This is a genomic window from Streptomyces sp. NPDC023157 (assembly GCF_055560575.1).
Map to the genome: position 1 here is coordinate 168,565 of NZ_JBVHIL010000001.1, position 12,818 is coordinate 181,382.

General features: G+C 73.9%; 13 protein-coding genes. 7 read left to right on the forward strand and 6 right to left on the reverse strand.

The window, feature by feature from the left end; translation table 11 throughout:
* Positions 1-2: 2 nt before the first annotated feature.
* The 4 genes from ACZ3ZE_RS00825 to ACZ3ZE_RS00840 form a co-directional block, all read right to left on the reverse strand.
* On the reverse strand, positions 3-971 hold the full coding sequence (locus ACZ3ZE_RS00825; RefSeq protein WP_361164344.1) for a TolB-like translocation protein: 969 nt from the start codon (positions 969-971) through the stop codon (positions 3-5).
* On the reverse strand, positions 968-2,218 hold the full coding sequence (locus ACZ3ZE_RS00830; RefSeq protein ID WP_361626047.1) for an MFS transporter: 1,251 nt from the start codon (positions 2,216-2,218) through the stop codon (positions 968-970). Before ACZ3ZE_RS00830 ends, ACZ3ZE_RS00825 begins: the two co-directional genes overlap by 4 nt.
* The gene (locus ACZ3ZE_RS00835; protein ID WP_361626050.1) at positions 2,218-3,549 is read right to left on the reverse strand and encodes a discoidin domain-containing protein; all 1,332 of its coding nucleotides are present in this window, start codon (positions 3,547-3,549) and stop codon (positions 2,218-2,220) included. Before ACZ3ZE_RS00835 ends, ACZ3ZE_RS00830 begins: the two co-directional genes overlap by 1 nt.
* 253 nt (positions 3,550-3,802) lie before the next feature.
* Entirely contained in the window at positions 3,803-4,159 is a 357-nt protein-coding gene (locus ACZ3ZE_RS00840) for a cupin domain-containing protein (protein WP_361164335.1), read from the reverse strand.
* A gap of 474 nt (positions 4,160-4,633) precedes the next feature.
* On the opposite strand from ACZ3ZE_RS00840, the gene ACZ3ZE_RS00845 reads away from it, so the two are divergent.
* The 4 genes from ACZ3ZE_RS00845 to ACZ3ZE_RS00860 all read left to right on the forward strand — a co-directional run bounded on the left by ACZ3ZE_RS00845 (position 4,634) and on the right by ACZ3ZE_RS00860 (position 8,566).
* Positions 4,634-5,464: a hypothetical protein gene (locus ACZ3ZE_RS00845; protein ID WP_361626053.1), complete on the forward strand. Its 831-nt coding sequence runs from the start codon at positions 4,634-4,636 to the stop codon at positions 5,462-5,464.
* Positions 5,448-6,593 carry a hypothetical protein gene (locus ACZ3ZE_RS00850; RefSeq protein WP_361626056.1) on the forward strand — a complete coding sequence of 382 codons (1,146 nt, stop codon included), beginning with the start codon at positions 5,448-5,450 and terminating at the stop codon, positions 6,591-6,593. Before ACZ3ZE_RS00845 ends, ACZ3ZE_RS00850 begins: the two co-directional genes overlap by 17 nt.
* 174 nt (positions 6,594-6,767) lie before the next feature.
* Positions 6,768-7,679 (forward strand): pseudouridine-5'-phosphate glycosidase, encoded by a 912-nt coding sequence (locus ACZ3ZE_RS00855; protein ID WP_442304270.1) that lies wholly within the window; start codon positions 6,768-6,770, stop codon positions 7,677-7,679.
* A complete protein-coding gene (locus ACZ3ZE_RS00860; protein WP_467256924.1) occupies positions 7,676-8,566 on the forward strand; it encodes a carbohydrate kinase family protein in 891 nt (296 codons plus the stop codon). Before ACZ3ZE_RS00855 ends, ACZ3ZE_RS00860 begins: the two co-directional genes overlap by 4 nt.
* On the opposite strand, the gene ACZ3ZE_RS00865 is transcribed toward ACZ3ZE_RS00860, so the two are convergent.
* Positions 8,563-9,213: a nucleoside/nucleotide kinase family protein gene (locus ACZ3ZE_RS00865; RefSeq protein ID WP_442304269.1), complete on the reverse strand. Its 651-nt coding sequence runs from the start codon at positions 9,211-9,213 to the stop codon at positions 8,563-8,565. The two genes, ACZ3ZE_RS00860 and ACZ3ZE_RS00865, sit on opposite strands and share 4 nt — an antisense overlap.
* A 126-nt stretch (positions 9,214-9,339) precedes the next feature.
* Here ACZ3ZE_RS00865 and ACZ3ZE_RS00870 point away from each other — a divergent pair, with 126 nt between their 5' ends.
* Together ACZ3ZE_RS00870 and ACZ3ZE_RS00875 are read left to right on the forward strand one after the other, a co-directional pair.
* A complete protein-coding gene (locus tag ACZ3ZE_RS00870) occupies positions 9,340-10,104 on the forward strand; it encodes an SDR family NAD(P)-dependent oxidoreductase (protein ID WP_467256925.1) in 765 nt (254 codons plus the stop codon).
* A gap of 26 nt (positions 10,105-10,130) precedes the next feature.
* The gene (locus tag ACZ3ZE_RS00875; protein WP_467256927.1) at positions 10,131-10,526 is read left to right on the forward strand and encodes a MerR family transcriptional regulator; all 396 of its coding nucleotides are present in this window, start codon (positions 10,131-10,133) and stop codon (positions 10,524-10,526) included.
* 18 nt (positions 10,527-10,544) lie between these two features.
* On the opposite strand, the gene ACZ3ZE_RS00880 is transcribed toward ACZ3ZE_RS00875, so the two are convergent.
* The gene (locus ACZ3ZE_RS00880; protein ID WP_467256929.1) at positions 10,545-11,177 is read right to left on the reverse strand and encodes a winged helix-turn-helix transcriptional regulator; all 633 of its coding nucleotides are present in this window, start codon (positions 11,175-11,177) and stop codon (positions 10,545-10,547) included.
* 66 nt (positions 11,178-11,243) lie between these two features.
* On the opposite strand from ACZ3ZE_RS00880, the gene ACZ3ZE_RS00885 reads away from it, so the two are divergent.
* Entirely contained in the window at positions 11,244-12,455 is a 1,212-nt protein-coding gene (locus ACZ3ZE_RS00885; protein ID WP_361164308.1) for a pyridoxal phosphate-dependent aminotransferase, read from the forward strand.
* Positions 12,456-12,818: the final 363 nt, after the last annotated feature.

Consider the following 12,818-nt stretch of genomic DNA (forward strand, 5'->3'; position numbering starts at 1 on the left):
TCTCAGCGCGGCACCACCGGCGAACTCGCCCCCGCCGCCACCCGCCGCGGCTCCCCCGTCCCGTCCGCGGGCACGCTCCACACGTCTCCCCCGTACGCGTAGGAGACCGTGCCGGGCCCGGTCCAGGACGCCTGGTCGTCGACGGACCGGGTGTCGGCGAGCGGGTGTTCGCGCAGGGTGGCGAGGTCGAGTACGTACAGGCGCCAGGGTGCGGCGGAGTCGGTGGAGACCTTCTTCTTGTAGGCGATGCGGGTGCCGTCCGGGGAGAGCGAGGGGCACTCGACGTTCTCCTTGATGGCGCGCGCGGACCAGTTGCGCAGGTCGCCCTCGACCAGGTGGGTGCGTCCCTGGGTGGAGACGGTGGCGTAGAAGCGGTTGTCGTCGCGGGCGAAGCTGACGCCCCAGTAGTTGACGTCGGGGGCGTGGTGCCGGCGTCCGTCGAGGGTGAGCGGGATCTGCTCGATGTTCTTGACCAGGTAGCCGGTCCGCAGGTCGAGGATCGAGGTCCGGGTGGCGAACGCGGAGGTGTTGTAGGAGTCGCCGGTCGCGAAGGTCGTCCAGGCGAGCACCCGGCCGGAGGCGGAGACCCGGGCCCGGTTGGGGATGCCGGGCAGGCTCATCCGGCGCAGTTCGCGCAGCTGCCGGTCGAGCACGAGGACGTACGAGCGGGCCGGCAGTCCCGGGCGGCGCTGGAGGCAGAGCGCGGTGGTCGCGGCGGCGTGGAAGCGGTCGCAGCGCGGTCCGCCGACGAGGCGGGAGCCGGGTGCCGCCGGGTCCTGGCGGGCGACGCGTCCGGTGGCGGTGTCGCGGAGGTAGAGGGCGCCCGGGGGCCCGTCGAGGCCGAAGCCGGCGTCGGCGCCCGCGGCGGCCGCCCGTGGGTGTTCGGCGGCGGCGCGCAGGGTGTAGGCGGTGGCGCCGCCGACGAGGAGCAGGGCTCCCAGGAGGAGTGCCCACAGGCGACGGGCGGTCATGTCGTGGTCCTTCCGTGCGGTGGTTCGGCGGGCAGCAGGCGGGCGGCGCAGAAGAGGGCCGCGGCGAGACCGGCGGAGGCGAGGACGAGTGCGGTGGACGGCCCCCACAGGGTCCAGGCCGCGCCGAAGCCGGTGGCCGCGGCGACCTTGGCGAGGGCCTGCGCCGTCTGGACGAGGGCGAGCCCGCCGGCCCGCCGGGCGGCCGGGAGCAGGGGTCCGGTGAGGGCCATCAGGACCCCGTCGGTGGCGGCGTAGAAGACCCCGAGCAGGGCGAGGACGCCGCCGATGAGGACCGCGTCCGGTACGGGGGCGAGCAGCAGGGCCATGGCGAGGAGCAGGGCGCCGTGCCCGTACAGGAAGGGGCGTCGGCGGCCGATGCGGTCGGCGAGCCGCCCGGCGGGCACGGCGAGCAGCAGATAGGCGGCCGCGGCGCCGAGCGGCAGGAACGGGAACCAGGTGGCGTCCAGCGCGGTCCTGCGCTGGAGCAGCAGGTAGAGGAACGCGTCGCCGACGGTGGCCGCGCCGAGGAGCGCGGCGGCGAGCGCGACCCGGCGCACGGCGGGCTGCCGGAGCAGGGCCGGCAGCCCGCCGTGCGGACCGGGTGCGGTGCGCACGGTCTCCCGGCGCCCGCCGGGGACGAGCACGACGAGGAGGAGCACTCCCAGGAGCCCGACGCAGAAGCTGACGACGAAGACGGCGTCGTACGCGTCGGCGGTCGCCCACAGCAGCGCGAAGGCGGCCAGGGGGCCGAGGAGGGCGCCGGTGGTGTCCATGGCCCGGTGCACGCCGAAGGCGCGGCCGAGGGCGTCGGGCGGGCTTTCGAGGGTGATGAGGGCGTCGCGCGGGGCGGTACGGATCCCCTTGCCGAGCCGGTCGGCGGCGAGCGAGGCGGCGATGAGGCCGGTCGCGCCGCCCGCGAGGAGCAGGCCGAGCCGGGAGCAGGCGGACAGGGCGTAGCCGATCCCGGCGATCCGCTTGTGCCGGCCGCCCCGGTCGGCGGCGTGCCCGCCGAGGAGCCGGACGAGCGCGGTGGCACCGGTGAACAGCCCGTCGAGGAAGCCGAACTGGAGCGGGGTCAGGCCGAGTCCGAGGACCAGGTACAGGGGCAGTACGGCGGTGACCATCTCGGAGGAGACGTCGGTGACGAGGCTGACGGTGCCGAGGGCGAGAACGGTGGCGGGGACGCGCCGCCGCACCCCGGAGGGGGCGGGCGGCGCGCCGCGGCGACCGGTGGTCGCGAGGTACATCAGTGGCAGGTGTAGGTCGGGCCGGTGTCCTTGACCAGACCGTCGGTGCCGACGTACTGCCAGCTGTACGTGGTGTCGGTGAAGTCCAGCTTCAGCACCCCGTACGGACCGCTGATCCGCTTCTGGCTGTTGGGCTGGACGGTCTCGATGGGGTACGGCTCGGCGCCGCCCATGCCGCCGACGATCTCGACGATGCCGTCGGCGGTGGCCTTGCCGTTCGGGTCCTGCGGGGCGAAGCGCTCGTAGTGGTGGTCGTGCCCGTTGAGGACCAGGTCGGCCTTGGCCGCGTAGAGGATCTGCCAGACGGGCTTGGACACGGGGTCGTTGCCGTGGCCGCCGGAGGAGTACAGCGGGTGGTGGAAGTAGGCGGCGACGCAGCTCTTGGCGTTGCGGGCGAGGTCGTCCTTGAGCCACTGGATCTGGGCGGCGTCGTCGAAGGAGTTGGAGTCGAGGGCCACGAAGTGCCAGTTGCCCTCGTCGTAGCTGTAGTAGGACTTGCCCTGGGGGTAGGCGAGGGCGCCGAAGTACGACTTGTATCCGGCGAGGGAGCCGGCCGGGTCGTAGGTCTCGTGGTTGCCGGGCACGGGGCGCGTCTTGGCCTTGAAGGCGCCCCAGGTCTTGTCGTAGTAGGCGCGGTAGTCGCTCAGGCGGGCGTCGTCGTACTGGTTGTCGCCCATCGTCACGTAGAACTTCGGGTTGATCCGCTGGGCCTGTGCGGCGGTCTTGGGGTGGGCGCAGGAGCTGCTGGAGGCGGTGCACTGCGCGGCGATGTCGCCGGCCGCGACGACGGTGAAGGAGCCGGTGGGCGGAGTGGTGCCGTCCGTCGTCCCGTACACCTCCACTTCGTAGAGGGAGTAGCCGTACGAGGTGCCGCGGGCGGTGCCGTAGACGCGGAGGTAGCGGCCCTTTCCGGCCAGTCCGGTCCAGTCGTCGGTGCCGCCGTTGCCGGCGGTCTCGGTGGCGAGGGCGGTCCAGGTGGCGCCGTCGGCGGAGACCTCGACGCGGTAGGCCTTCGCGTAGGCCGCCTCCCAGGAGAGGCGGACACGGGAGACCGTCGCGGGGGCGCCGAGGTCGACGCGCAGCCACTGGGGGTCGGAACCCTCGGCGCTGGCCCAGCGGGTGGCCGGGTCTCCGTCGAAGGCCTTGGCGGGGCCGAAGCCGGCGTCCTCGTCGGAGGAGGAGGTGGCCGGCTTGCCGCGGGAGAGGAGCGGATCGGCCGCGTCGGCGCGGCCGGGGGCGGCGAGCAGGATGCCGCCGGTGAGGAGGAGGACGGCGGCGAGGAGAAGGGACAGTGTGGTGCGGCGAGGTGGGGCGGAGGCGTTCAGGCGCATACCGGGGACTCCCTGGCCTGGGGACGGCGAGAGCTGGGCACCAAGACGTGCATCGCGGCCCGGCCCGCGGGGCCGAGGGGCGCCACGGGGCGTGCTGCGGTGCACGGCGGCCGGGTCAGAGCTCTCGCTGAGCGCGTCACGCCCGCACCCAGGGAAGCCCTGGGCGCGGGCGCCGCGCCAAGCCGCTGCCGGGGATCGTAGTGGATAGGAAAGTTTCCTACCAGACTCCGGACCGGCTCCCTCCGAGGGGAGTTCAGAGGGTGATGTGGTACGCCTTGCGCAGGGTCTCGTGGACGGTCCAGGTGGTGCGGTCGCCCTCGCGCAGCACGCAGGCGTCGCCCGGGCCGATCTCCAGGGTGTCGCCGCCCTCGACCGCGACCGTGGCACGGCCGCTGACGACGACGAACAGCTCGTTCGCCTCGGTGTCGGTGACCACGCCGGGGGTGATCTGCCAGATGCCGCGGAGCTGCTTGCCGTCGGCGGACTCCCACAGGAGCTTGCCGGTCACCTCGGGGGTGCCGGAGACGATCTGGCCAGGGTCCAGCGGCTCGGGTTCGAGCTCGGCGTCGGGAATGTGGACGGCGAACGAGGGCTGCGCGTGAGTGGTCATGGGCGGTGACTGTAGCGGGGCCCCGACGCCTCCCCGGGCCCGGGACCGCCTGGAAGAATCCCTTCCGTTTCATGCTCCGACCAGGCACTTCTCCATTGAGCCCGGCACAACGGAATCCGCAGGAGGGGTTTACGGCCGGGGCACGCCCCAAGGGGCGGTCGGGCCGCGCCGAGCAGCGGCCCGGGGCACCGATTCCGCAGCCCTCCGGCAGGCGCGCGCGGGCGCGCACGAGGAGCACGATCCGGCCCCCGGGGCCCGGCCCCGGCCTCGCGGTGCCGAAAACCGCTCCCCGCGCGGGGGCGCCCGCGGACATCGCCGCTGGTCGGGGACGGCGCCTTTGGTGGGCCCAATGTTGGTACCGCGCAATGCGCACGGCGCGCTGACAACAGGGGCGCGAGGGCGTCACACTCCGAACGAACCACCCCACTCCCCCTCCTCCCCCACCCCCACCCCCACCCCGGACAGGAGAGTGCGATGCCCCCCACCCGAATCCTCGCCCGCGCGGCCGTCCTCGGCTCGGCGGCCCTGCTGACCGCCGCCACGGCCCTCCCCACCGCTTCCGCCACCGGCGCCTCCGCCGCTGATCCGGCGCCCGGCGCCCTGTACAAGGCCGCCCTCGACACCCTCGGGCCACAGAGGCTCACGGCGGGCCAGCACAGACTCGCCGCCGCCAAGCAGGCAGCGGCGGAGCGGACGTACGCGGGAGCGCGTGCCCTCGCCGGGTACAAGCTCTCCGGCGCCCTCCACCAGTCGCAGCAGACCTCCTACTGGTGCGGCCCGGCCACCCTGGTGATCACCCAGTCCGCCCACGACGAGGTCGCCGGCCGCTCCCAGCAGGACGCGGCGACCCTGCTCAAGGCGACCACCAGTGGCACCGCCTGGTACGGCATCGACATCAACGTGCCGAACCCGACCGGCTACCCCATGGCGGACGCCCTCAACTACCGGCTCCCTGGTGCCGGTTACGTACCGAACGCGCTGCCCTACACGCCGACCGCCACCGACAAGGCCGCGTTCAAGCAGCACATCACGCACAACACCGACAACGACTACGCCATCGCGGGCAACGCCTGGGAGGTGCCGGGCGGGCCGCACCTCGTCGGACACCCCAACATCGAGATCTTCCACTGGGTCTCGATCGACGGCTACAACACCGACACGGCCGCCGGGGAGGTCGACTATCAGGACCCGGTGGGCGGGGTCAGCACCAGCGTCATCTCCTGGGCGGGCCCGGTGCCGAAGTCCGCGCACATCTCCTCCGACACCCTCACCACCATCATGGGCGGCCGTGGGTACGTCTGGTAGGCGACGCCTCCTGCCGGTGCCGTTCCTGACGGGCGCCCTGCTCCTCGCGGGGTGCTCGTCGGGAGCCACCGGACCCGGCACCCCGCCCGCGCGGACGGCACTCGCCCCGGCACCCCCGACTGGGGTGCGGGCGGCGGCCTGCCAGGTGCCGCTGCCCGCCGCCTGGCAGGCCGCGTTCACCGCCGGCGAGTACCGGCCGCCGCCCGGGGAACGCGCGGTCCTCACCGAGACCGGACCCGGCTGGACGGCACTCCAGCTCACCGGCACCCAGGGGCGCCGCGCCGCCCTCGTACGCCAGGGCGAGACAGCGTCCCGCACCCTGCTCCGCCTCGCCGACCCGGCCGAACACCAGCTGCTGGCGGCGGACTTCGACGGGCGCCGCTGGGCCGCCTTCGCCGTCCTGGAGGGCCGGACCCTCGGCAGCCCGTGGAGCCTGTACGTGTGGGACGCGACCACCGGCAGGTCCCGGCGGCTCGCCCGCGCCGACCGGCCGGGCCCGCTCCCCCGCCCCGTCGTCCACGACGGCACCGTGCTGTGGGCGCAGGGCACGGGTTCCGGCAAGGCCACCGTCTTCGCGGCCCCGGCCGCGGGCGGCGCCCCGCGCGCGTGGCACACGGGTGTGCTGGACAGCCCCTTCGCCGCGGGCGGGCTGCTGGTGTGGCGCGAGGCCGCCGGCGGCGGGACCCGGCTGGCCGCCGTCTCCCTGCGGGACGGGCGCCCGGCGGCCCTGCCCCCGCCGGTCGCCGCCCTGCGCGACCTACGGTCCGCGGTGTCCGACGGCACGACCTGGGCGTGGGTGGCGGGCGAGACGGCGCCCCGGCTGATGGTGTGGCGCACGGGCCAGGCCAGGCCCACGGCCGCCGTGACCGCCTCCCCCGCCGTCGACGGCATGGACCAGCTCCGGGTCTCCGGCCGCCTGCTCACCTGGCGCACCCCGGAGACCTCCTACGGCCTGGACCTGGAGTCTGGCGCGTACGCCGAGATCACCCCCGCGTACGGGTACGCGCAGGCGGCGGGCGGCGCCCTGGCCCTCGCGTACAGCGTGGGCGACGCGAAGGCGACGGGCGCGCGGCCGGTGATCCAGGTGGTGGACGCGGACCGGCTGCCGGGGCTGCCGCGGTGTGGCTGACGGGCTGAGGCTGGCGTGCTGCGGCTGATGCGCTGTGGCCGATGGTCTGTGGCTGACGTGCTGTGGCTGACGCCGTGTGAGGGGACGCGGTGACGGACGCATCGAGGTCGGCGCGTGGTGGCCGATGCGCGCCACCGAGGTTTGCGGGGGCCACGGTTGCGTCAGAGATCCCCCATGTCCACACAGGTGTCCGAGGAGGTACGGGAGGCGCTCCGCGAGCGGCGTCCCGTCGTCGCGCTCGAGTCGACGATCATCGCCCACGGTCTGCCACGCCCGCGCAACCTGGCCGTGGCCAGAGAGCTGGAGGCCCTGGTGCGGGAGGGCGGGGCCGTCCCCGCCACCATCGCGGTGCTCGACGGCACCGCCCGGGTCGGTCTGGACGAGGCCGGGCTGACCAGGATCGCGGAGGACCCGTCGGTCCGGAAGCTGGGGCACCGCGATCTGGCGCCCGCGCTCGCGACGGGGGCGACGGGTGCGACGACCGTCTCCGGGACCGCCTGGCTCGCGGACTCCGTGGGCATCCGGGTCTTCGCGACCGGCGGGCTCGGCGGTGTGCACCGGGAGTGGGCCGAGACCCAGGACGAGTCGGCCGACCTGCGGCTGCTCGCCCGTGTCGGGGTCACCGTGGTGTGCGCGGGGGTCAAGTCCATCCTGGACGTGCCGGCGACGCTCCAGCGCCTGGAGACGCTCGGGGTGACCGTCGTCGGCTACGGGACGGACCGCTTCCCCGGCTTCTACCTCTCCTCGTCGGGCGAACCGGTCGACTGGACGCTGCGCACCCCGCACGAGGTGGCGGAAGTGATGCGCGCCCAGGACGCGCTCGGCGGCCCCCGGGCGGCGCTGATCGTCGCCCATCCGGTGCCGCGCGAGGACCAGCTCGATCCGGCGCTGCACGACCGGGTGCTCGCGCAGGGCCTCGCGGCGGCGAAGGAGAAGGGCGTCACGGGGCAGGCGGTGACGCCGTTCCTCCTCGACCACCTGACCGTGCACACGGAAGGCGCGTCCCTGGAGGCCAACCTGGCGGCGGTACGGGGCAATGTGCGGCTCGCGGCGCGGATCGCGGCGGCCTACCGCGAGCGCCCGTGACCAGCCCCGGCGGGCTCCTGGTCGTCGGGGACGTCGTCACGGACGTGATCGCCCGGCACCACAAGCCCCTGGCGGCCGCGACCGACACCCCGGCGCGGATCCGGACACTGCCCGGCGGCGCGGGGGCCAACGTGGCCTGCTGGGCGGCGCGTTCGGGCCGCGCGGACGTGCGGCTCCTGGGGCGGGTGGGCGCCGACTCGGCGCCCTGGCACGAGCGGGAGCTGCGCCGCGCGGGGGTACGCCCGCTGCTGGCCCTGGACCCGGACGCGCCGACGGCGGCGGTCATCGCCCTGGTGGGGCCCGACGCGGAGCGCACGTTCCTCACCGACAGCGGGGCCTCGCTGCGCCTGGCCCCCGAGGACTGGTCGCCGGCGCTGCTCGACGGGGTCGCCCGGGTGCATCTGTCCGGGTACCTGTTCTTCGCCGGGCCGAGCCGCGAGACGGCCGGGCGGGTGCTGCGCGACGCGCGTGCGGCGGGCGTCCCGGTGAGCGTCGACCCGGCGTCCGCCGGGTTCCTGACGGAACTCGGCACGGACCGCTTCCTCGGGGCCGTGGACGGCGCGGAGTGCCTGCTGCCCAACCTCGACGAGGCCCGCCTGCTGACCGGCCGCACCGACCCGGACGAGGCCGCCGCGGCCCTCAGCCGCCGCTTTCCACTGGTCGCGGTCACCCTGGGCGGCGAGGGTGCCGTCCTCGCCGAGGAGGGCCGGGTGACGGCCCGGGTGACGGCGCCGCCGGTCCGCGCGGTGGACTCCACCGGCGCCGGAGACGCCTTCACCGGCGCCTTCCTGGCCGCCCTCCTGACCGGCGCGACCCCGGTGACGGCGGCCGGAGCGGGCTGCCGCGCGGGAGCGGAGGCGGTCACCAAGGTGGGCGGGCGGCCCTAGTGGGCTCCCGGGGAATCCCCGAAGCCGGCCCAGGCCGGGCGCCTCGGGTCGTCGACGCGCACGACGGCGTCGGCGACGTCCCCCGGGCCGACCTCGTTCTCGTACCGCTCGAAGGCCGGGAGGGCCCAGGGCTCCTCGGTGCGGCGGGCGAGGGCACCCGGCGAGAGGCGCAGGTGCACGGTGAGGTCGAAGGGGAACCAGTGCCCGAGCAGGAAGGGCCCGTGCAGGACCAGGACACCACCGGGCGGCAGCGGAACGGCGGGGCTGCGGGTCGCGCGGTCGGTGGCCGGGTCCCACAGGTCGGGCAGCACCCGGCCGCTGCCGCCCGGCTCCAGCGGTCCGAAGACCTCCCGCCACAGCGCCCCGGTGTCGAACCAGCCGCCGTAGTAGGCGTCCGGGTCCTGCTTGCCGTACTCGAAGCGCAGGGAGGCCGGCCGCAGGAATCCGCCCGTGCCGACCACGAGCACCGACCGTCCGCGCAGCCGCAGCGCGTCGGCGACCCGGTCGGCCAGCTCCGCGCCCGGTGCGGCGGGTGCGCCGTCGATCCCCACCTTGAGCCAGGCACTGCCGTCGGCGGGCTCGGCCCCGTCGACCCGGCCGGCCACGGCGTCGGCGAGCTTCTCCCAGCTGATCGCTTCGAATCGCATCCGTCCCATCCTGCCGCACGGGGATTTTGGATACGGGCTCCCTGACACTGGATCCCGGATATTGGATCCCGGATATTGGATCCAGGCTTGACCTTGTCACTGGCGGCAACGTTCGACCCTCACCGCATGGACATCAGCACGGACAACACCCACCCCACCGCCCGCGTCGTCGTGGTCACCGGGGCCGGGACTGGGATCGGGCGGGCCACGGCACGGGCCTTCGCGCGCGAGGGGGCGACGGTCCTCGCCGTGGGGCGCAGGCCGGAACCGCTCGCGGAGACCGCCGAGGGCTTCCCGGGGGTCCGCCCCCTGGTCGCGGACATCACGGCGGAGGGCGCGCCCGAGAAGATCGTGGCGGCGGTCGACGGGTACGGGCGGCTCGACGTCCTCGTCAACAACGCCGGAATCGCCAAGGGCGGGCCGCTCGGCACCCTGGGCCGTGAGGTGATCGGCCCGCTCCTGGAGACCAATCTCGTCGCCCCGGTCCTGCTCACGCAGGCGGCGCTGCCGGCCCTGGAGGCCTCCCGGGGCGTCGTCGTCAACGTGACGACCACGATCGGGCAGCGCGGCTGGCCCGGCAACTCCTTCTATCCGGCGACCAAGAGCGCGCTGGAGACGCTGACCCGCTGCTGGGCCGTGGAACTGGCGCCGCGCGGGGTGCGGGTCGTCGCCGTCGCGCCCGGCGCGATCGAGACGCCGATCGCCGACCACATGGGGCTCACCCCGGAGCGGCGGAAGGCCCTGCGGGACTGGCAATTGGCGCACATTCCCCTGGGCCGGACCGGCCGCCCGGAGGACGTGGCCTGGGCGATCACCTCGCTGGCCTCGCCGGACGCCGCGTATCTGACGGGCACGGTACTGCCCGTCGACGGGGGCGCCCTGGTCGCGTGATACGACTGCGCGGGGAGGTGGTGTCCTTGCGGATCGGTGAACTGGCCCGGAGGACCGGAACGACGGCTCGCGCGCTGCGTCACTACGAGCAGGCGGGGCTGATCGCCTCCGTGCGCGCGGCCAACGGCTACCGGGTCTACGAGGAGGGCGCCGTGGTGCGTGTATCCAATATCCGGTACCTGCTGGACGCCGGGTTGACCCTCGACGACGTGGCCGCCTTCGCGTCCTGTCTCGACGGGAACATGCCCGCCGCGCCGCCCTCCGCCCGCGGTCTCGAGATCGCCCGCGAGCGGCTCGCGGTGATCGACGCGCGGATCGCGGCGCAGACGGAGGCCAGGAACCGCCTCGCGGCCGCCCTGGCCTCCCCCCTGCCCTTCCCCCTGAGCTCCGCGCAGAGCCCGGATCGGCCCGTCGACGCGTAGGCAGGCGTCGTCGTCGCGTCAGAGCGCCGCCGGGACCGTCTCGACGAGTTCGGCCCGGCCCGCCGTGACGGCGTCGGCGAGCGTCGACTCCCCGTTCGCCAGTGCCCGGCAGGTCTCCGCGTCGGTCACGAGGCGCACCTCGGCGTCGGCGGCCGGCCCGTCCCCGTACTCCGCCCGGCCGTCGGCCCCGGTCCGTACGTGGAACTCCCCCTCGTCGAGGGTGACCTGGACGACCCGCGCCCCCAGCGGCTCCAGGGCGGTCAGGAGCGGGATGGCGAACCAGTGGGCGCGCACGGCGTCCGTCGGCTGGGGCGCGTCGAGGGCGGGTGCGCCCCAGGCGGCGAGGGCGCGCAGGACGGGGAGCAGGTCGCGGCCGCGGTCGGTGAGCTCGTACACGGACGCGGAGGCGGGCGGCGGGAGCCTGCGGCGGGTGACGAGTTCGGCGCCCTCCATGTCCTTGAGCCGCCCGGCGAGCATGTCGGTGCTGACGCCGGGGAGATCGGCGTGCAGATCGGTGTAGCGGCGGGGCCCGGCGAGGAGTTCACGGACGATCAGGAGCGTCCATCGGTCACCGACGGCGTCGAGGGCGCGGGCTGCGGCGCAGTACTGGTCATAGCTTCGGCGGCATGGCATGCGACGCAGTCTAGACATGTTGTTGGACTTTCCAAGCTCGAACTTGGTAAAACCAAGCATCAACACATCTGGGGAGGTCGGCGCATGGAGTTCCGGCAGTCGAGCAAGCTGAGCGAGGTCTGCTACGAGATCCGCGGCCCGGTCATCGAGCATGCCAACGCCCTGGAGGAGGCGGGCCACAGCGTCCTGCGTCTCAACACCGGAAACCCCGCGCTCTTCGGTTTCGAGGCGCCCGAGGAGATCGTCCAGGACATGATCCGGATGCTCCCCAAGGCGCACGGATACACCGACTCGCGGGGCATCCTCTCCGCCCGCCGCGCGGTCGCCCAGCGCTATCAGTCGATGGGCCTGCGGGAGGTCGACGTCGACGACATCTTCCTCGGCAACGGGGTCTCCGAGCTGGTGTCGATGGCCGTCCAGGCACTCCTGGAGGACGGCGACGAGGTCCTGATCCCGGCCCCCGACTTCCCCCTGTGGACGGCGGTCACGACCCTCGCGGGCGGCAAGGCCGTGCACTACCTGTGCGACGAGTCCGCCGAGTGGTACCCGGACCTCGACGACATGGCCGCGAAGATCACCGACCGGACCCGCGCGGTCGTGATCATCAATCCGAACAACCCCACGGGCGCGGTGTATCCGAAGGAGATCGTCGAGGGCATCCTCGACCTCGCCCGCCGGCACGGTCTGATGGTCTTCGCCGACGAGATCTACGACCAGATCGTCTACGACGACGCCGTGCACTACCCGGCCGCCTCCCTCGCCCCCGACCTGGTCGTGCTCACCTTCGGCGGCCTGTCGAAGACGTACCGGGTGGCGGGCTTCCGGTCCGGCTGGCTGGTCGTCACCGGCCCCCGGGAGCACGCCAGGAACTACCTGGAGGGCCTGACGATGCTGGCCTCCATGCGCCTCTGCCCCAACGCCCCCGCGCAGTACGCCATCCAGGCCGCGCTCGGCGGCCGGCAGTCGATCCACGACCTGACCGCCCCCGGGGGACGGCTGTACGAACAGCGCGACCGCGCCTGGGAGAAGCTGAACGAGATCCCCGGCGTCTCCTGCGTCAAGCCGAAGGGCGCGCTCTACGCCTTCCCGCGATTGGATCCAAGCGTCCACAAGATCCACGACGACGAGAGGTTCGTCCTCGACCTGCTCCTGAGGGAGAAGATCCAGGTCGTGCAGGGCACCGGTTTCAACTGGCCGCGCCCGGACCACTTCCGCATCCTGACGCTTCCTCACGCGGACGACCTGGACGCGGCGATCAGCCGCATCGGGCGCTTCCTCAGCGGCTACCGCCAGTAGTCCGGGGCCGGGACAGCGGCCGGAACGGCGGCGTGCGCGGCGGCTGGAACGGCAGCGGGTCCGAGGGCGTAGCCTGCCCCCGGACCCTTTCGATGCCGCTCCCCTTCACACGCCGGCGCACTTGAGGACCCGGGTCAGTCGTCATTGCGTCGCGTCCTGCCATTGGACCACCGCCGATCGAAGCTCGGCGGACCAGATTCGAACTGGCATTTCGACGCACAGGGCCCGGGCCCGGTCGATCCGGCGATGAGCGGCGCATGCTGAGTCTGGAGCAATAGTCTGAGTTTGAACGCGATCCGGATCAGAAGTGCTCTGGTGATCCGGGCCGCGCATTCACGACAAGGCTCAGCTTCAGCTTTGCGC

What these genes read in the sequence shown, in the direction of transcription:
- ACZ3ZE_RS00845 (WP_361626053.1), top strand. Translation starts at nt 4,634, where the DNA reads ATGCCCCCCACCCGAATCCTCGCCCGCGCGGCCGTCCTCGGCTCGGCG.
- ACZ3ZE_RS00840 (WP_361164335.1), bottom strand. Translation starts at nt 4,159, where the DNA reads ATGACCACTCACGCGCAGCCCTCGTTCGCCGTCCACATTCCCGACGCC.
- ACZ3ZE_RS00865 (WP_442304269.1), bottom strand. Translation starts at nt 9,213, where the DNA reads ATGCGATTCGAAGCGATCAGCTGGGAGAAGCTCGCCGACGCCGTGGCC.
- ACZ3ZE_RS00830 (WP_361626047.1), bottom strand. Translation starts at nt 2,218, where the DNA reads ATGTACCTCGCGACCACCGGTCGCCGCGGCGCGCCGCCCGCCCCCTCC.
- ACZ3ZE_RS00885 (WP_361164308.1), top strand. Translation starts at nt 11,244, where the DNA reads ATGGAGTTCCGGCAGTCGAGCAAGCTGAGCGAGGTCTGCTACGAGATC.
- ACZ3ZE_RS00825 (WP_361164344.1), bottom strand. Translation starts at nt 971, where the DNA reads ATGACCGCCCGTCGCCTGTGGGCACTCCTCCTGGGAGCCCTGCTCCTC.
- ACZ3ZE_RS00835 (WP_361626050.1), bottom strand. Translation starts at nt 3,549, where the DNA reads ATGCGCCTGAACGCCTCCGCCCCACCTCGCCGCACCACACTGTCCCTT.
- ACZ3ZE_RS00870 (WP_467256925.1), top strand. Translation starts at nt 9,340, where the DNA reads ATGGACATCAGCACGGACAACACCCACCCCACCGCCCGCGTCGTCGTG.
- ACZ3ZE_RS00880 (WP_467256929.1), bottom strand. Translation starts at nt 11,177, where the DNA reads ATGTCTAGACTGCGTCGCATGCCATGCCGCCGAAGCTATGACCAGTAC.
- ACZ3ZE_RS00855 (WP_442304270.1), top strand. Translation starts at nt 6,768, where the DNA reads ATGTCCACACAGGTGTCCGAGGAGGTACGGGAGGCGCTCCGCGAGCGG.